This window comes from Halobacteriovorax sp., from assembly GCF_048381875.1.
Taxonomy (GTDB): domain Bacteria; phylum Bdellovibrionota; class Bacteriovoracia; order Bacteriovoracales; family Bacteriovoracaceae; genus Halobacteriovorax_A; species Halobacteriovorax_A vibrionivorans.
On sequence record NZ_JBLXBP010000001.1, the window covers coordinates 131,874 to 150,620 of the forward strand.

Here is an 18,747-nt window from a genome sequence, read left to right on the forward strand (position 1 = left end):
AGGATCACTGTTGGGTAATTGGAATACAGGCCATTTTTCTATCAAGTGGTTTGATCGTTGTAGGAATAGATGTTGTGTATCCACTACTTGTTAACTCACTTGAGTGCATGACTTGATATAGCTTCTGATATCCACGTTTTTGAACGTATGGGGCATCTTCATCTGCTGGCCAATAGAAATACGTTGGCTGCGATACAGTATCTGCTGTTGGTTTATAGTGAACACCATTACTTGTTAGGTGGAACCAAATCTTTTTCAGTTGTGACTCACGAATGAACATAACGTCTGCTGGTTTTACTTCTTGTTTATTTCCGTCACCAAGATCGATAACTTCTCTCGGCCCTTTGGCAAAGTAGAGGCCTTCGGTTGGGACACCAACGATCTCTCCAATAGCTCTAAATTCAATTGTGCTTGAATTATATTCAGCTTCACCAGGACAGATTGCATTTCCAGAATTGTCAGTAAAGAATGGAATCATTGCTAATCCTGAAGAAATTAAGCCTGAGTCTGCTGATGTACAGGCCTCTGGCATGCCACCATCTTCAACACTTACGTTTGGAGCGACACATGTTTCAAGCGGAGCAAAGTATTCTTTATTTCCACTAACATTAGCACCCATATCAATCATTCTCTGTTTGATTAAGTAATCAACAGTTCTAATCTCACCATCTTTTATAAAACGCACATCATTTACATCCCATAATGAGAAGTGACCTGGCGTAAGCTCAAGTCTTGAAAACTGTGGAGCATCATCAGTTTGACCTTCTTTAATATAGTCATGACAAAAGATTGTATCACTCACACCTGGTGGTAAGTAAGGTGTAGGGTAGTCAATTGGCATATAGAAGTGCTTTCTAATTGTATCAAGATAAATTGATTGTGATGCATCGTAATTTGGGCTTGTGGCCGTTGCACGAATCATACAAGTGTATTGAGAAACGAGTTTGATCTTTAAGTTTCCTTCGTACTCATCGTCATCACCTGGCTCAAATAATTTAAATTGTTCGTAATCACTTTGTGCGTTTTCAATTCCTGAGCCTGTCTCTTCGATATGAAAAGTATAAGCTTCCCCAAAACGCGCACCAGTTGATTCTAAATTCGCTTCAAAGAGGTTTGTTCCTTGATAAGTTTTAAGGTTCGTTGCAAATCGTCTTCCATCAATATCTGTAGCAATGAGCTCACATGATGGAGGGTTCGCATCTTGTCCGTCTGGAGTATTATCTAAAGCATTATTACAAAAACCAAATAGGTTCTGTAGCTGTTCATCATCTTTTACTTTTGCACCTGGAGTAACACTTCCAAAAATCGTTGCAACAGTAACTTCTTTTTCAAGACATGTCGCTGCACAATCTGGTCCACTTGTTACTGAGGCCACTTTTTGATTCTTACAAATACAAAAGTCATCATCGATAAAAATTGAATCACTTGGTCTTTCAATAACCTCAGGAGGAGTAATACAAACACCTTCAGAAATTTCGATATTATCTAGGATAAATTCTTCAAATTCATTTTCAGCAAGTAGCTCTTGTAGTTGTTCTTCATCAGCAACGACTTCACCGTCATTACATGAAGAAGCACAGACATTTCCTTCGTTTAGGAGAAAGTATAGTCCTTCACATGTATCTGAGAATTCCACATCGTCAAAGAATCCGTCTGGACGTGCAACCTGTGGAACACATGAACTAGTTATAAACATGAATAGAATTAGATAAATTACCTTCATTGGCTTAAATCCCTCAAATATCTAAGTACTTAATCGCCATTTTTCTATTACTTCTTTAATTTTAGGTTAATTTCTTACATTTCCTCGTGTTTTTGTCCGTTTTTATGTAATTTCAATATGTTATGATATGTGGAAGATTTAGCAGGCACTAAGTAGCAGTAAATATTTTGTGGCATTATAAATATATCTAATGTTTTTAGAGACTTGGACGATAAGTAGGTAACTAAATATCGTGGAATTAAGTTTAGAAGTAAAATAAGTTCTCGTAACGTTAGAGAGGAGATAAAAATGACAAAAGCAGATTTGATCGCAGCAATTGAAAAGCAGGCCAATGTAACTCACAAGCAGGCCGAAACAGTTGTAAATATTTGTTTTGATGACATGATCAATGCTTTATTTAACGACGAAAGAATCGAAATCAGAGGTTTTGGTTCATTTGCTAATCGTAATTACAAAGCTTATGAAGGGCGTAACCCTAAGACTGGTAAGGTTGTTAAGGTTCCACCTAAGAAAGTACCTTTCTTCAAAGTTGGAAAGCAGCTACGTGAAATGGTTGATGAAGGTAAGGACAAATACGTAATTCGCGAAGCTTAATTACGTCTTCCAAGTTAATTTTCAATACTTAATATAGGCCTGCTGCATTAGTGGCAGGTCAATATTCTTAAGTATTTAGATTGACTTATCAAAAAATATCCATATTATAGAAAATCTAAAATCATTCATGCGGACGGGTGCTAGAGTGGTCTAATAGGGCAGTTTGCAAAACTGTTTTTCACCGGTTCAAATCCGGTCTCGTCCTCCAAAATAAAAAAGCCTCCCAATGGGAGGCTTTTTTATTTTCTGAGTCCGAGTCTCGAATTTAAACATGTCTTCCCGAGTTTTGGAGGCGGCATCTGCAGGAGCAGATGAAGCCGAACAATCCAGCGAGTCCCACGATGGGACGAGTCGGACACCATGCACGCCAGAGATTTCTCTTTATGACTTGTTTGAATGGGAGAGGGCAAATCCATCGCATACTGCCTAACCATAATCCTCTTTTTTAAGACATTTAAAATTTAATGATCGTATTCATTATTAGGTTATAATTTAATAATAATCACTCAGAATTGTACGCGTTAAATGAATTTAAAATATTATAAACATACATTTATCATTCACTCTGTAGCCTGTATCTTATTGCTATCTTCATATAACGTATATGCCGGAAAAGAAGCTGCTTTTGAATTTCTAAATTATGGCCTACAAACATTAATTGGCCCTGAGATCAAGCCGGATTCTAAATTTGTTAAAGAATTAAAGTCGAGAAATAAAAAAGAATTAAATGGTAAGGTTGATATCACCTTTAACATAGAAAGGGTTAATAAATGTAAGAAGCTAAAGCTTGTAAAAAAATACTCATCATATTCAAGAAAGCCCTTATTTAGTAATAATGTATATTGCGAAATAGATTATAAGCCTCTAACTGATGAAGTATTAAAAGCAGGTGGCAATGTTCTATTTATAAATAATTTCTCTGACAGATGTGATATTTCAACATATCAATCTTATGCTTATATCTGTGACAAACCTAGTAATTGAATTGTTTGTTTTAACGGTAAGTGGTTTGAACTATTGAACTTTGTATAAAAAATTAACATGCAAATAGTACATGAATTCTCTTGTATAGGCCTTTTCGTATTCAATATTATGATACTTTTTAATTAATTTAGAACGTAAATCAAAATAAGGATAATTATGAAGAAAACAACTTTCGCACTGCTGTTAGGAGCTCAAGTATTAGCTAATGATTATAATATTGAGCATTCGCATCTTAACGAATTAGTGAGAAATAATGATGCTATCTTTGAGCCAGTTGAAGTTGAGGAAGGTAAGGTCGATGAAGAAGATATTCTTGATGGAATTCGCAAACGCTTTGTTATTACTTATTCCCAGATAAATTATTCAGCTGTGGACTCTTCATATAATGTTGGACACGATGAAGATGATATTTATAACTTTGGTGGTGAAGACTTTAATAAGATGTTTGATGAAAATATTGAATTTAAAGAAGGACACAAAATATCGATTGAATATCTTGTCACAGATAATTTTAGTATCGAATTAGCAGATACATATAGAAAGTATCAAATGAATGGCCGTCATGTTGGGTATACACAAGGAGATCTTTTCAATGACGATCGATATGATGTATACGAGGCCGATAATATAACCGTTTTAAATGATATTCAACTTGGAATGAAATATGCAATCCGTCTAGTTAATACACCTGAACTTAAGTTAGATTTAAGTCCTGGCGTAAGTGCTGGGCTTGTCCATGTTAAATCAGATACTAATACATACTATAATGGTCAAAAATATGAGGATAATCACTATGATGATATTGGTGGTTATTCTTATGGTGTCTCTCTTGAGGCCAAGGCAATCTTTTGGGATCGCTTCTTTGTTTCGGTTGGAGCAGAACAGCGTAACTATGTTTTGGCCCCAATGGAGCATGAAAGTGGATTTAATCAACAAATTGATCAAAGTGGTATGAACTTCTATATTGGTGCAGGTATAAGATTTTAAACTTTATTGCTTAAATTTTGTTTTACCTGATATAAGTCATATTTAACTCACACAAATAAACAGATACTCTATAGTGAAGTAAAGATCCACAAGGGGATAGCTATGAGTAAACTAATGATTTGTGTCGATGTCACTAATGAATCAATTAATTCTTTTAAAGGACAATTAAAAAATTATGACTGGAGTCGTTGGGATGAAGTTCACTTCGTTCATGGGTTTGAGACACAGGTCTATGCTGATACTTTCTACTTTGCTTCATATCCTTTAGAAAGCCAAATGGATGATATTGAAAAGTCTGTTGCTACTTTACTTCAGGGCCTATCTAAAGAGCTTATACCTTCTGATTATAAGGGGAAAGTTATTGGTAAATGCCTTTTTGCAAACTCTTCTAAAATTGCACTAAAAGAATATGCACAAGAGAATTCAATTGATGAAATGATAATTGAGACTCGAGGGAAGCACGGTTTTAGCGGATTATTTTCAAGCTCATTTGCTGAATATATGGTTGGGCATGCTCCATGTCGTTTAATGATACTTAGAGAAAATGACTAATGAAGTATATCTATATTTGTTTGTTACTTGTATTTGTAAGTTCATGCTCTAGTATAAACACTGACTCACGTGAGTACTATCATGGACAAAAGATGAGACATGGTATTATTCCAAAAGATATGAGTCGATCACCAGAGAATATAAAAAGAGTGCTTGATGCAAACTCTGTAGTACGCGGTAAAAAGATTTATTCAAAGAATTGTATGAGTTGTCATGGCCAAGATGGAAATATGATTGATAATGTTGACTTATCTAATCTCTCAAAAGAAGTACCTAATTTTAATTTCTATCTTCTTGTTTCCCGTTCTAAGGAATCAATGCCAGGATGGAAAAGTCCTCTGTCAAAACAAGATATTAAGGATTTAGAGAGCTATCTTTATTCATTATAATGTAAGTTTTTCAAATTAATATGACTTCCTACTAAATATGATTTATTCAAATGAAATAATCTAATTTAATATTAGGGAGTCTCATGAAAAAGTTACTTATTACTATTGTTGCGATAACGTCTTTATCTTGTCTTGCTAGCGTATCGATTGATACACCAGAGCGACTAATTACTATTGTTGATGAAAGTGGTCGGCCAGTAAAAGGAGCTATTGTAGAAGTACAAGCTTCTTATAGTAAATGTATGAGGATTTACTGGAGCGTTGGTAATCCGTGTCAGTTTAAGAGTCTATTTTATAAGTCTATTGTGACTGACGAGAATGGAGAGGCCATAATTCCTGCTATTAAAGAATATATTCCAAATGGAATTAATACTAAGAATAGAGATATTTCTTTCTCGATAAATGTTGATAATTATACTAGCAAAGAATTATCTTCTAAGTATTCAACATGCGGGTATCAGCTTAGTCAGTACTTAAAATCTAAACCAATTTCTACTAACTTAAAAGATTTTCTCGAGAATAGAGGTTATGCATCTTCATGTTTTTATGATCTACGTGATGAAGATAGTATCAATGATGAAATGACAGGAAAAATAGAATGTATGCTTTTTGGTACACGTGATCTAGGTTTTGTTAATGGGAAAAGAACGCATATTGATATATCGTTGGTAGAAGGTATTAATGATTACAAAAAAGCTTGTGATGAGTAAGATATATGATTTAATATATACTCTAATGGCCGGTCTTTGACCGGCTTTTTTATTTTAAAGCGGGCCAAAATGAATGAGATTTTAAATATAGGTAAAGAGATTGAAGACTTAAAGCTTAATAATGAGAATTTTTCTCATGCTTGTTATGAATATCTTAAAAATAAGTCAATTAAAGTGGATATCCATGAATTAGAGGATTTTATTGCAAAATGGAGTCTTGAAACAAAAGTTCTTCCAGAACAGGTAAATGTTTATAATGGTTTTGGTCAGCCTCCAATTACTTTGTTTAATAACGGGCACTTTGTTGTTGATCTCTATTTTTGGCAAACATTAGATACTTCGATTCATTCACATTCTTTTAGTGGCGCTTTTCAAGTCCTATATGGAGAGTCAAGACATGAGGTTTTTAAAGTAACTAAAGATGAAGAATTCTTTGATGATATTTTCTTATCTAATTTAGAGTGTATTGTAGATGAGACGCTTGTTACAAATGATATTAGAGAAATTAAGAGGGGACTTGAGTTTTCACATCGTGTCCTCCATGAACATAACCCTACAGTCACTCTTTGTATTAGAACTGTAAATGATAAGTCACCACAGTGGCATCATTTTGATAATGGTTTAAGTATTCAAAAGAGATCCCCTGAAGCAAGTGATATAAAACGTCTATCTATTTTCGATTATCTTATCACTCGAAATCCAAAGCAGGGCCGTGATTACTTAGATCGCCTTATGAATGAATTTTCACCAAGCCTTATTATGAATTTATATGAGGAGTTGTCCTACGATCAAATGGGACTTCAAGAATCCTCTGTTGAAATATTCTTTGAAGCTGTTGTTGATCGTTTTGGTGAGACAAGATGGTTTAAAAGATATATGGACTTCTTTAACTAAAATTTTACCTGAAATAAAAAAAGGCCTCTTAAATAAAAGAGGCCTTCCTATGACCAGTGTTGAAGGGCTTTGGCCATATACTTGATAATCGAGAGAACTATTTTAGCTGATTAACTAGTTTTATTTCTATCTGATTTTACTGACAATATTGTATGTTCTTTAGTTGTTTTTGTACTATAATTACTTATTATTTATCTTAATAATTTTCTAAACACGGTACGAAAATATGGGTGATTTCAATATATTCATTGCTGCAACTTCCAGTGTTATCTTATTTATTTTTGGACTAGAGAATTTTTCAAAAGAGGTTCAAAAAGTTACTGGAGATCAGTTCAGAAAATTTATCGGAAAGGTAACTAATTATACAAGTATTGGTGTTCTCATTGGTGCATTTGTTACAGCAGTTGTTCAATCAAGTTCAGCAACATCTGTCATAGCTATCAGTTTAGTTAATGCTGGTGTTCTGTCTTTTAAAAACTCTGTGGGTATTATCTTTGGTTCAAATGTTGGTACGACTATTACAGCACAATTGGTTGCTTTTAAATTAACAGCTTTTGGTCCTGTTTTTATTATATTGAGTTTCTTTTTATCATTAATAAAGACGAAGTACTCTGTATTTGCTAAATCATTATTTTATTTTGGTTTTGTTTTCTTTGCCCTACATCTTATTTCTTCAACTCTTGTACCTCTACAAAGTGATGAAAGACTCATCTCATTTTTATCAAAACCTCATAATCCATTCTTAGGAGTTCTGGTTGGTATGATTATAACAGCAGTCGTTCAATCTTCATCTGTTACGACTGGTTTGGCCATCATTCTAACTCAGCAGGGAATTCTATCAGTAGGAAATGCGGTCCCAATTCTAATGGGGGCCAATATCGGAACAACTGTAACGGCCCTTATCTCGATTGTGAATATGGATATCGCTGCAAAGAAAACTGCTTTATCTCACTTCTTATTCAATTTTGGTGGTGTTGTCCTTTTCTTGCCCATCGTTTTTATATGGGGGGATAAGTTTAAATTATTAGCTGATGATCCGGCCATAGCCTTAGCAAACTTCCATCTCATCTTTAATGTAACAACAACCATCATTTTCATTATTGCTATTGATCCTTTTATCCGTTTTGTTGATAAGGTCCTAGGTGAGGGTAAGATGGATTTTGAACGTTTTGATCTGAGTATGTTCTCTCCTGATAATGACTTTAGTGAAATTGAAAGAAATCTCTATTTAAACGTTCCCAAAACATATGATTTTGTCCAAGAAAATTACAATCTTATTACCTTGAGTATTGAAACAAATTATAAAGGTGTTTTCAATGCGGCCAAGAGAAGAATGGATTATGTCGATTATGTAGAAGATGAATTAGTCTCCTTCTTCTCAAATTATATTGCTACTTGTACTAGTGAAGAAGAGATTAATTCTATTGTTCGTATAATGTCGATTTATGAATATATCTTTCAAATTCATGACTCCGTAAAAGACTTATCAGACTTAAAAGACTCTATGGATAAGAATTATATTGAATTAAAAAGTGATCTCATTATTATCATTCGCTCACTGGCAACTCGAACTTTAAGCTTTTTTGAAACAATGTCTAATCCCCATTTGGATGAAGAACAAAAGCGAGAGCTAAAAAAAGAAGTAAATGAATTTCAATTTAATATAATTGAATATAATAAGAGGATTCTAAAACTTATGGCCGCACCTGATCGCCGTGATGCTAGTGTTATTATGCATATGATAACTTATAGTCAGCGTTTAAAGGATAAACTAGTCCATTATCATAATCTTATTAGTGATCATGCGGTATCAAACTCTGATATTAACGACTCTTTATCCACCCACTAAGATTTATGATAAATCCATAAGTGATGATAATTGAAAATGCGATTAGTATACAAAAGACTGTCACATCATCATTTTTTCCAAGCTCGTCTATAATTGGATGATAATTATTAAAGTCATTTAGGAAGTTGGTAAATAAGACTTTATCTCGACTATGAAGTTTAGTGTGATAAACGTGTTTAATTAAGTAGTACAGGCCACAACCGAATATCGTAGTGAGAACAATTCCATAGAAATGAGTATTAGAAACTTTTTTATTAAATTTTGCTGCTGATTTAATATACTCGTCACTAGTTTCAAAATCTTTGATGTCAATAATTGACTTATTTTTTAAAAAGCTTTCTTGTATTACTTGTATTAGGCTTCTGTTATCTCCACTTTCTTTTAAGTTTTTAATCATTTTTTTTCTAATGCCTATTGCTGGAGGTAAAAGAAGTAGAATACTAAAGAATGGAATAACCACTTTATAGATCAAATCGACATCCATAGTAGAGATTATTAGAATTGGAGCTAGAATGAAGGCCAATGAAGCTAGAGAGAATATTTTGTACACATTCTCTTTTTGAAGAACGTAATCATCTTTGCCGTCAATGATGTATACATCAACACTTTTTCCAATTCGATTCTTTAAAAAGCTTTGATTTGTTCCTAAGAAGAGCTTTCTTTGTCCATCTTGATAATATTCAATAACAGGACAAATTGTAGTGGTTCTTGTTGTTCTTCTATTGCTTCGATAAGTTTTAGACTCTTCTTTGAAAGCTATAATTTTACCTTTGATTAATTTAGCGTGTTTTTTGTAATAGGCATTAATTGAATTTATGAAATAGAAAAATGTGATTCCAAAAAATGTCATTGCACCTAAAAAGAAAAGTGGCACTAGCTGTGTAATTAATTTTATATCCATAAATACATTATATGTATTAATTCTATATAAAAAAAGGGATCAAAATGATCCCTTTATATCTTACTCTTCTTCTTCAAGATTATGATAAACAGTGACGACATCATCGTCTTCTTCTAATAAATCAATAAGTCTTTCAAATTGCTTTAAAGTATCTTCGTCATCAATAGCTTTATAGTTAAGAGGAACTCTCTCAAGTCTTGCTTCTTCTGGAGTGATATTAATTTCTTGTAATTTCTTTTGAATATCACCAAATGATTCAACAGGAGCGATAATTTCATAAACTCCATCTTCCAAAGTTATATCTTCTGCACCAGCGTCAATAACTTCTAATTCGAATTCATCTTGATCACTTACATTCTCTTCATTTACTAGAAAGTTTGCTTCTCTTTTAAAAACGAATTCTAATGAGCCAGTTTGTCCTAGAGATCCTTGAACTTTATTGAAATAGCTACGTACATTTGCAACTGTTCTCGTATTATTATCTGTTGAAGCTTCAACGAATACGGCAACTCCGCCTGGGCCATATCCTTCATAATTTATATCTGTGTAGCCAACACCATCTCCACCTTGGCCTTTTTTAATGGCCCGGTCGATATTGTCTTTTGGTACGTTAAACTTCTTACAACGGTCAATAGCTACTTTTAGTAAAAAGTTTGTGTCAGGGTCACCACTTCCACTTTTTGAAGCTAAGAATACGTCTTTTAGGGCTCTAGTGAAGACTTGGCCACGGGCCTTGTCTGCTGCACCTTTTTTTGCCGCGATTTTTGCTGATTTTCTTCCCATAAAATCCTTCTTAAGTAGTTAATTTTTATTACCCTATAGTTTTAGTCAAAAGGCCACGATTCGTCTAGTTTTTGGCCTCCATCAAATAAGATTGTCGATTCTCTATGCAGGCCTAGTAGATCTTTCAAACTCACTGAAATATTTGATAAGTACTGGTAATTTGGAACATACATAGGGGGAATCAATGAATAAATATCTATTATTAATGGCGTTAAATCTTTCAACATTTGCTAGTTTTGGTAATTTTGGTGGCCTTGGAGGTTTCGGTGGACCAGATTTGGACCATGATCCACGATATCGCCATCGTCCACAGGATAATAAGGTTGATGTTGCCAAGTGTGAGATAAAACGCAATGCCCAAGTTTTTCATTTAAATAAGAGAAATTATTCTTTAGATGAGCTTTTTGCACTCGTTGCAACAACTCAAAAAGGTAAGAGTGTTATTGATCAATTAATGCCTTTGTTAGATCAAGGTAAATTAAAAATTTCAAATCTTACAAGTTTTGAAAGACAAAGAAGGGGATTAGGTTCTAGAACATCTGCACTTTTTGATTTCACAACAACAGTACCTACAATCTATATCGGATTTGAAGATGAACTTGGCCTAGTGGCCCATTTCTTCGTACATGAAGCAACTCATGCTCTTGATAAATTAATTCCACAAGAATACGAGGTGGATATGATTTATTATAATGCTTTTAAGCACTTTCAAAAACTATTTGGATTAGATGTAGGGCCAATGAAAGAGTTAAGTGAATATGAAACTCAAAAGATGTATGAGATATATGAAATCAAAGAAAAGAATCGTAATCAGCATATATATCGTGCTGAACGATATGCTTTTGATGAGCAAGGTATTTTTACGAATGAAGTACTAAAAGTAAGTGATTGTTATGAGGATTATGTGCAGGAGCATGTTGAAAAGAATAAATTAAAACTTTATCGCGACACTCCTGATGAGCATATTATCAATGCTTATGGTATTAACACAGATTATCTAAAATAATATTAATACTTATCTACTTTGACTGGGTCTGAGTAGGTACTAAATCGGCCATCAATATCAAAGGTGGCCATTTTTATTTCATATGTTCCAGTTGAAAGATCTTTTATTTCATATTTGTCTAAAACCCAACTTTGATCGTCGTAGATAACAATTGAGTTCCAATCAGGATTACTATTCTTGCGATATAGAATCTCATATCCACCAATTTCATATGGATAAAGACGTGAACCATCGGCTCGCTCTGATGGAGGAGTCCAATTCAACTTTAGTGATATCCGCTTTGTGCCAGTATTTTCCTGCTCACTGCCGCTACCACCACCTCCATTACATGAGGCAATCATAGTTGATAGTAGTACTAAAAATGTCATATTCATTAAAATCTTGAAGTTTTTCATAATGAACTATTCGGCTGATATTACAATAAACTTTATTAAAGTTATTAATAAAATTTAACGATACGTTAACTATGGAAAGAAAAACAATAAAATACACAAGACATTTCTTATTAACCGCAGCTTTATTTGTTGGAAGCAGTGCCTATGCATCAAACTTTGATTCTTATAAAGCGGCCTTCTCAAAACTTAATAGTTACAAAAAAGTTTGTAATTATAGCTCACTTTCAAAGAAGGAAAAGAACGAGGTTATGGCCACTGCCTTTTCTATGATGACTGATCATGATAAGAAACAGCTTTCTAGTGGAGTGAGTAATTATATTGTATTTTTAAAGGATACAAGAAAGCACTTTGCTGAAAAATGTGGACCAGGTCAAAGAAGCAATCAGGAATGTCAGAGCTTATCAAGAAGAGCAAAAACTTTTTATAAGTACGATGTTCAGCTTGGCCTTGATAAGGTTGACTCTTACGTTAGTCAATTTCACTCTCAAATAAAACTAGGTCTTTCACATTGTAAGGATAGTGATAAAGTCATTGCAGATGTAATGGATGATATTCATAGCCGAGTGGATATTAATGATAGTTTGAATAATTCAGAATTTGATACTGCTATTGCTAAAATGGCCCAAGTAGCAAAGGACTTTTCTATCGAATTAAAGGATGAGAGAGTTCCTTTCCCAATTAAGAAAAAGGATACGGATAAGGCCGAATCTATTTATGATTCAGCTTCTGTTGATAATACTGTTTGTTACGATAAGGTTAAAAAGGCCACATTTGTGGACAATATTGAGTCGTTTGCAGGTGAGGTTCTTAATAAGTTTCTCGGGATTTTCAATCCAAAAAAAGTTAAAAGTGTTTCTTTAAAATAGCTCTAGTTAAATGTCGATATTATATCGAAGGTCTCAGTGTAGGCCTTCGATTCAATCTCATCCGATATATTTAAATTAAAAGTAGTATTAATATTAAATTGTATAGGTGAGCAATAGCTCTTTGCTGTATTATTTCTAATTCTTATGTAGATGTAATTATCGCTAAGTGGAGTCCTTCCTCCTAAGCATTCAACACTAAAAGAATCACTTCCTTCCTCAGAAGAAGAAACTTGGAAGTTATAGTCGATAATCTCTTCACAACTTGGTGTAAAGATCGGATTTATATTTCTAGGGCTAAGACCTAGAAGGACTTCATCATTTCCAGCTAGTGTGCCCTGTAATTTTAAGTTCCATTCTCTTGCTTCATTGGTAAATAGATCATCTTGAGTTAAAGAATACTGGAATGATGTTTGATCAACTAATTCAAGGTATCTTTGTTCACTTCCAGGTGTACTAACAGTATTTGTAACTTCCCAACTAAAGTCGTCGATACTTATTCCAGAGTCTATCTTAATTCGAAATCGCTCTAGTGTGGCACCTTCTTTTGAATTAAGTGATACGCGATAGGTTTGCCAATGCCAGCGTTTCCCATCTACTGCATCGTAAACGACATGGTCTCTGATTCTTTGTACATGTTGTACTCCATTTGTCGTTTCAGCAAATATTGTGAGCTCAGCACTTGAGGTCGTTTTAAAGTTTATCTCTAAAGTCATTCCACGAGTGATAACGAAGTCTTCGATGTCGTAGTTGTAAAACCTTGAGCGCCATGCTGTACATGAATATCTACCTTCGTAAACTGTCCATGGGTTAAGAATAAGGCCGTAGAGAGGATTATCTGTATAGCTCTCACATGAGAAACTACCGCCTTTATTACAACTGGCCTGAGTGCTTGTTGTAAGTAAAGCGGTTAGTATAAAGAATATGAAAGCTATACATTTAATCATTTATTCTTATAGTCCGTCTACGCCTGTGAATGCAACATTGATTTCTGCATTGAATGTAGAAGAAGTTGCTTCGTCACCAGCTTCAACAGCAAGGATACCGCGAACAGTTAATGCGTTAGCATTTGTTAGTGCAGACAGAACCTTTCCATTTGCTACACCTGGAGCATCAGAGCTTGAGTTATACACTTCTGTACTAGTTGAAGTAATTTCTTGAGCTGAGCTAACCATTACATCACCGGCACTTAGGCTGCTTGTTGCATTACCTAGTGTTTGTTGTCCAAATACTGAAGATCCTGCTGATACAAAAACCATCTTTTCGAGAGTAACAGCGATGTCATTTGTTGAACTGGTAAGTGACTTAGCAATTTTTAGATAGTCACCTTTAAAAAGAAGCATTTGAGACTTGATTTCAAATTTGACGTATCTAATATTTTCTTCACCATCAAATGTTCCTAGGTCAAGAGTTGCATCTTGACTGTAAGTACCAAAAGTCGTTGAAGCAAGAGTTGCATCACAATCATTAAGGCTTACATCTTTTCCACAATCAGCAAGTGCAATTTTGATGCTGCTTACTTTTGGTGAAAATAGACCAGATAGAGTGATTGAACCGTTTGCGCTTGAGTCTGCTGCAAATGTGCTAAGGCTTAGTGCCATGGCCGCAATTGTAAATTTCATAAATTTCATTATTTTCTCCTTTTAATGAACTTATTTGTTTGTTTTAATCATTATTGACTTTAAACTTAGTGGTATAGACTTATGATTCACCCATTCATCATGATCAATACCGTAAAGTGGTATGATCGTGAGGTTTAGGTGTTCAGGAAAAACTTCATTAGGAAACTTCTCGCTAAATTGCTTTCTTAATAATTTCAGATGTCCCGATAGTGACGATTCTGTAATAATTGTTTTTCTATTTGGAAGTAGGTGGTTTCTAATATTTAACTCAAATGGATAGAACTCTTTATCAATAGTAACTCCTTTACTTTCAAATCCTGTAAGTGGATCAGTATAGATAAGTTTCATTTTAAAGAATGTATATGCATTACCTTTATTTGAAGTAGCCGATAGCAGTTTCTTGTTTTCAGAATTGTATTTTATAAACTTTAACATTGGAGAAACTTGAGAGTTCTTTGTCGTATAATATACTTCTCCAAGAACCATGGAAGTCGATGCTTGTGGAAACTCTATCTCAAAGCCTGCATGATAACTTCCATTATTAAGTTGTTCAGGTATATCTATTTGTAAACTGTATGTTGCTTTTGATTTTGCAGCTAACTGCATTTCAATATCAAAAACTTGTCTTCCACTTTCATCAAGTAAACTCATGAATGGAGTTAGTGATCTTTCAATTTTTATTCCTGGTTGGCTTGGTAGGAAGCTATATGATCCATCTCTTGATTGAATTAATTCTCTTTTTTGAATTGAGAACTTGCAATTCATATCTGTTGGGTTTTCAATAACAATACTTCTCGTCTTATCTGAACTTTCAAGATAATGCTTTATTGCAGGGTGATCCTTTTTACCATTTCCATCTGCAAGAAGTACGATACATGCTTGAGTTGAAAATGTTGTAATTGTCATTATAAGTAATATTATTTTTTTCATTTCTTACCTAAAAAATTATTGCACGAAGTATAAACTTCTTTCTCTTTTAACGACTACTTGTTGCATCTCAGAGTTAGAGAATTTTGCTTTAATTTGAATCTTATTATCACGTTTAAGCTCATTTCGTATACTTCTTAAGTCGACTTTTACAGACCAATTTCCTGGATAGAATTCTTCTATTTGAGTTTCAATAGGTGTGTCGTTGATTTTTATTGAGATGCTTTCCAGTCTTGTTAACTGTGTAAGGCTTGTGTCGATATTAAGGATGGCCTCATAGTTTGGAGCCGAGAGAATATTACTATCAAAATCAGTTAGTATTGACTCATCTTGACTTAGATCAGTGGCTTCTATGACTTCATATGCAATGCTCTTAACTGCCATATTATCTTCTGGAAAGTTCAAAATGATCTCTCTTTGTACTTCTTCGTAGCTAGAGTCGTTTACAGTTGCAATTAGTTTATATCTTCCATTTTTAAGTTTTGAATAATTCGTTGTATAGATACCGATACCACTTGCTGCTATGATTTCTCCGGTACTGCTAATGAGACGATATTCGACATTATTCATAAAGCTATCAAGGTCTTTGTCGTAGGCATCATTGCGGTTAATGTCGATGTATGAAAAGACCTTAAATGTAGAAATCTGTTCTAGTGCAAAATCAACACGAACCTGACTATTCTTTATCACTTTAATACCTTTATTATATACTTTAGAAATAAGTGATTTTGCTGTTACTTGTCTTTCAATTAGTGAGATATGATCAATATCTGGCTTGAGCTCACTGATTTTGTAGTTACCATTCTTATCAGTTACTGCACTTCCTGTTACGCTGTAGATATTTAAGTCGGCCACACCGTCTTCATCTTCTTCACACTTCTGATTTTGGTTCTCGTCAATACAAATTCGACCTATGATCTCTCCGGTTTTCTTACCACCAAATGCATCTTCAACTCTTCGAGGTGTCTTTGCTCCAAAGCGGTATTGAAAACGAATACCGACTTGGTAGTCAACTTCATCATAGTAGTTATCATTTTCAGCTCTTGCATAAACCTCAAGGGTGAAGTCATTATTTGTATCAGTACGAAGTCCAGCTTCAATATAATCGAGGTCAGTTTGTGTCTGTGTTACATAGTCTTTTCTTTGTCCTTGTTCATGGCCGGCCCTAATATATGCGCTACCATTAAAGTAACGGTTACTTATATCAAAATGTGCCCCAATATTGCTTCTTGTTTGATATGAATTTTCACCAAATGATTCATACTCTAATGAGCCACTTAATGTTATTTTTGGGGTTTGGTAGCTGACATTTACTGTTATAAAAGGCTCATTACTATAACTCTGTCCCTGATAGATCGCATCGTCACTATATGTTACATCTGCAACTCCAGCTCTTAGGGCAGCATATAGTTTCTTATTTCTCATGGAGAAAGTGATGAACTTTCGTTTTTCACTTTTTTCGCTACTTTTAATATCTTGATAATTTAAGCTTGATTCAAGCCCACTTCCCATAGGAAAGCTTATTCTGATGTTATTGCTATTTCTTAACTCTCTTTGACCACTTCCTGTTTCAAAATGATCATTAATAAGTTCATCGCTTCTTTCTAACTCAAATAGAACACCTTCAAAATTATATGAAAGGCCCGCATTATTATAAATGACTTCTTGGAAGCGATCATTTTTATAACCTGAAGTGATAGCTATTGGTAGGTTCTTTCTGACCATATAATTAAGGGCCGTCCTATAATCTTGAATTACTCCACGTTGTGGATCATCAGCAATTGTAAGTGATGGAGCAAAGCTTAATTTGTCATTTGGATTAAATACTCCACGATAACCAATTGAGCCTGACGTTTCACCAGTGTCTGTGTTTTGATTGATCATGACAAATGTTCTCTGACCTGGGAGTGGGTCGTATTGAATCATGGCCGCGGTATTTAGCTCATCATCTTCATTTACACCGATTAGAGTTCCGACTTGTAGATTAGGTAATATATTTCGAGTATATGCAAAACCATCTCTCGTATCGTTTCCAATATTTGTATCAATATCTAAGTCTACATTTTCTCCTGCACTAAATCTCCACTTGTCTCCATCAAAATGAAACGTTCCTCTAGCATCAGAGTATTGCCCATTCACCATATTTGCTTGGATATAGCTTGAGAGTGATACATAATCAGACAGGGCCCCGTTAGAATTCAAAATAACTGAACTCAAGTTGGAATCCTTACCATCAATACTCATATAGTCATTTGTTATGGTAAGTGTTGTATCGAGATAATTTCCTTGTCGATCTTGATTGTTAGCAGAGTTTACAAACTTTACTTGAAACTTCTTCTCAAAGCGTGTGATACTACCATTTGTCCTAGCCTTAATGATAAATGCAGCATATGTACTTGTTTGATTTTTAAAGTTTACCTGTACTGGAATTAACTTTGATTCATTAGCGTCAATCTCAATTGGTGCCTTTGATATATTTATGGCAACATCAGGAGTTAAGTTTTCTATGCTAAATTGATATGTTTCTCTAGCGTTACCAGTGTTTTTTATTTTTAGATTTAGTCGATAGTTCTTCTTGTTTGTTGTTAGGTTACGATCGGGATTATAGAAATCAAGATTTTGTTTCTTTGCAATGACAAAGCTTAAGCTTGTTTTAATTTCTTCACCAGTCATTGTGTCTCTAAATACAATATTAAGTTCATGTATGAGACCGGCATCAGCAAAGCTTGGGGTGTATGTGTAGAAAGTTAAGTAATTTAATTCACCAGCCTTGAGATTGGCATTTGTTGGGCCTTCTGTTCTCCATTGTTGATTACTTTCAAACTCAATATCGTAATTAGCATCATTTCTAGATTTAAATGGTAGTACTTGAATTGAGATTTCACCAGGAGAGACTGTTTTATCAGGTAGCATGCTGATATCTAGAGACGAAGCTGATACTAAAGTATGTAGTAATAGACTTAAAAAGAGTAGGGACGTATTTATAAATTTCATAGCGCCGATATAATAGCTTTATTCAGTTGAATTTATTCATCAAATTGGACTATTTACGGCCATGTATTAAATTTGTACATGACCGTTATCAGCATATTTGGATTATTTTATGATTTTAAACTAGATTTGTTCGTTTTTTATAAAAGGCCAAATTTTAACTAGTCGGTTTTTTTATAATTTAACTGTATATTCTTTTACAATAATACTATCTTTTTTAAGGCGTGATTTTACAGTTAGAGTAAAATCTCTTTCACCTTCACAGCGGTACCTTAACTTAAACCAAATAAGTCCTCTTGAAGCCTTATCTTCTAATGCAACACAAGTTGAACGATGTCCTTGTTCTACTTCAGAAACTACAGAAGCGACTTCTTCGCTTTCAATAAGTGTTTCAACTGCTTCCTGAAATATTCTTTGTGACTCTTCAATATCTCTCATATCAGGGAAACTAATATCTCCAGGGAAGCCAATACTAATTCCTGCATTTGCGTTTAGTGAGAATGCGCAAACTAATGCCATAACTACGTTTTTCATATATTACCTCGTTGTTTTCAATTTAATTAGACTCAAATATTCT

Annotated in this window: 19 protein-coding genes and 1 tRNA gene; 11 read left to right on the forward strand and 9 right to left on the reverse strand. The window is 34.0% G+C overall.

Annotated elements, in window-relative coordinates:
- Window positions 1–4: 4 nt before the first annotated feature.
- A complete protein-coding gene (locus ACN5L8_RS00635) occupies window positions 5–1,696 on the reverse strand; it encodes a hypothetical protein (protein WP_419172003.1) in 1,692 nt (563 codons plus the stop codon).
- A gap of 315 nt (window positions 1,697–2,011) precedes the next feature.
- On the opposite strand from ACN5L8_RS00635, the gene ACN5L8_RS00640 reads away from it, so the two are divergent.
- The 9 genes from ACN5L8_RS00640 to ACN5L8_RS00680 all read left to right on the forward strand — a co-directional run bounded on the left by ACN5L8_RS00640 (window position 2,012) and on the right by ACN5L8_RS00680 (window position 8,682).
- Complete coding sequence (locus tag ACN5L8_RS00640; RefSeq protein ID WP_115363754.1) at window positions 2,012–2,317, forward strand: HU family DNA-binding protein; 306 nt, start codon at window positions 2,012–2,014, stop codon at window positions 2,315–2,317.
- Between the two features lie 131 nt (window positions 2,318–2,448).
- Window positions 2,449–2,525, forward strand: a tRNA-Cys gene (locus tag ACN5L8_RS00645).
- 317 nt (window positions 2,526–2,842) lie between these two features.
- Window positions 2,843–3,301: a hypothetical protein gene (locus tag ACN5L8_RS00650; RefSeq protein WP_419172004.1), complete on the forward strand. Its 459-nt coding sequence runs from the start codon at window positions 2,843–2,845 to the stop codon at window positions 3,299–3,301.
- A 156-nt stretch (window positions 3,302–3,457) separates the two neighbouring features.
- Window positions 3,458–4,288 (forward strand): hypothetical protein, encoded by an 831-nt coding sequence (locus ACN5L8_RS00655; RefSeq protein WP_115362324.1) that lies wholly within the window; start codon window positions 3,458–3,460, stop codon window positions 4,286–4,288.
- Window positions 4,289–4,390: 102 nt separating this feature from the next.
- Window positions 4,391–4,840 carry a universal stress protein gene (locus tag ACN5L8_RS00660; RefSeq protein WP_115362326.1) on the forward strand — a complete coding sequence of 150 codons (450 nt, stop codon included), beginning with the start codon at window positions 4,391–4,393 and terminating at the stop codon, window positions 4,838–4,840.
- On the forward strand, window positions 4,840–5,229 hold the full coding sequence (locus ACN5L8_RS00665) for a c-type cytochrome (protein WP_120404715.1): 390 nt from the start codon (window positions 4,840–4,842) through the stop codon (window positions 5,227–5,229). Before ACN5L8_RS00660 ends, ACN5L8_RS00665 begins: the two co-directional genes overlap by 1 nt.
- A gap of 83 nt (window positions 5,230–5,312) precedes the next feature.
- Complete coding sequence (locus ACN5L8_RS00670) at window positions 5,313–5,939, forward strand: hypothetical protein (protein WP_419172005.1); 627 nt, start codon at window positions 5,313–5,315, stop codon at window positions 5,937–5,939.
- Between the two features lie 69 nt (window positions 5,940–6,008).
- On the forward strand, window positions 6,009–6,833 hold the full coding sequence (locus tag ACN5L8_RS00675; protein WP_419172006.1) for a hypothetical protein: 825 nt from the start codon (window positions 6,009–6,011) through the stop codon (window positions 6,831–6,833).
- A gap of 226 nt (window positions 6,834–7,059) precedes the next feature.
- Window positions 7,060–8,682: a Na/Pi cotransporter family protein gene (locus ACN5L8_RS00680; protein ID WP_419172007.1), complete on the forward strand. Its 1,623-nt coding sequence runs from the start codon at window positions 7,060–7,062 to the stop codon at window positions 8,680–8,682.
- On the opposite strand, the gene ACN5L8_RS00685 is transcribed toward ACN5L8_RS00680, so the two are convergent.
- On the reverse strand, window positions 8,657–9,583 hold the full coding sequence (locus ACN5L8_RS00685; protein ID WP_419172008.1) for a hypothetical protein: 927 nt from the start codon (window positions 9,581–9,583) through the stop codon (window positions 8,657–8,659). The genes ACN5L8_RS00680 and ACN5L8_RS00685 overlap by 26 nt on opposite strands.
- A 60-nt stretch (window positions 9,584–9,643) precedes the next feature.
- Window positions 9,644–10,366, reverse strand: coding sequence for a YebC/PmpR family DNA-binding transcriptional regulator (locus ACN5L8_RS00690; protein WP_419172009.1), 723 nt, complete (start codon window positions 10,364–10,366; stop codon window positions 9,644–9,646).
- Between the two features lie 184 nt (window positions 10,367–10,550).
- Between ACN5L8_RS00690 and ACN5L8_RS00695 the strand changes: the two genes are divergently transcribed.
- Window positions 10,551–11,372, forward strand: coding sequence for a hypothetical protein (locus ACN5L8_RS00695; protein ID WP_419172010.1), 822 nt, complete (start codon window positions 10,551–10,553; stop codon window positions 11,370–11,372).
- A 2-nt stretch (window positions 11,373–11,374) separates the two neighbouring features.
- Here the strand turns inward: ACN5L8_RS00695 and ACN5L8_RS00700 are convergent, their stop codons facing one another.
- Window positions 11,375–11,767, reverse strand: coding sequence for a fibronectin type III domain-containing protein (locus ACN5L8_RS00700; RefSeq protein WP_133296947.1), 393 nt, complete (start codon window positions 11,765–11,767; stop codon window positions 11,375–11,377).
- 71 nt (window positions 11,768–11,838) lie between these two features.
- Here ACN5L8_RS00700 and ACN5L8_RS00705 point away from each other — a divergent pair, with 71 nt between their 5' ends.
- Window positions 11,839–12,633 (forward strand): hypothetical protein, encoded by a 795-nt coding sequence (locus tag ACN5L8_RS00705; RefSeq protein ID WP_419172011.1) that lies wholly within the window; start codon window positions 11,839–11,841, stop codon window positions 12,631–12,633.
- Between the two features lie 2 nt (window positions 12,634–12,635).
- Here ACN5L8_RS00705 and ACN5L8_RS00710 read toward each other — a convergent pair whose 3' ends face one another.
- The 5 genes from ACN5L8_RS00710 to ACN5L8_RS00730 all read right to left on the reverse strand — a co-directional run bounded on the left by ACN5L8_RS00710 (window position 12,636) and on the right by ACN5L8_RS00730 (window position 18,704).
- The gene (locus ACN5L8_RS00710; RefSeq protein ID WP_419172012.1) at window positions 12,636–13,577 is read right to left on the reverse strand and encodes a hypothetical protein; all 942 of its coding nucleotides are present in this window, start codon (window positions 13,575–13,577) and stop codon (window positions 12,636–12,638) included.
- 6 nt (window positions 13,578–13,583) lie between these two features.
- Window positions 13,584–14,261, reverse strand: a complete 678-nt coding sequence (locus ACN5L8_RS00715) for a hypothetical protein (RefSeq protein WP_419172013.1) — start codon at window positions 14,259–14,261, stop codon at window positions 13,584–13,586.
- 21 nt (window positions 14,262–14,282) lie between these two features.
- Complete coding sequence (locus ACN5L8_RS00720) at window positions 14,283–15,182, reverse strand: hypothetical protein (protein WP_419172014.1); 900 nt, start codon at window positions 15,180–15,182, stop codon at window positions 14,283–14,285.
- A gap of 15 nt (window positions 15,183–15,197) precedes the next feature.
- Window positions 15,198–18,173, reverse strand: a complete 2,976-nt coding sequence (locus ACN5L8_RS00725) for a hypothetical protein (protein WP_419172015.1) — start codon at window positions 18,171–18,173, stop codon at window positions 15,198–15,200.
- Window positions 18,174–18,344: 171 nt separating this feature from the next.
- Window positions 18,345–18,704, reverse strand: a complete 360-nt coding sequence (locus ACN5L8_RS00730) for a hypothetical protein (RefSeq protein WP_419172016.1) — start codon at window positions 18,702–18,704, stop codon at window positions 18,345–18,347.
- Window positions 18,705–18,747: the final 43 nt, after the last annotated feature.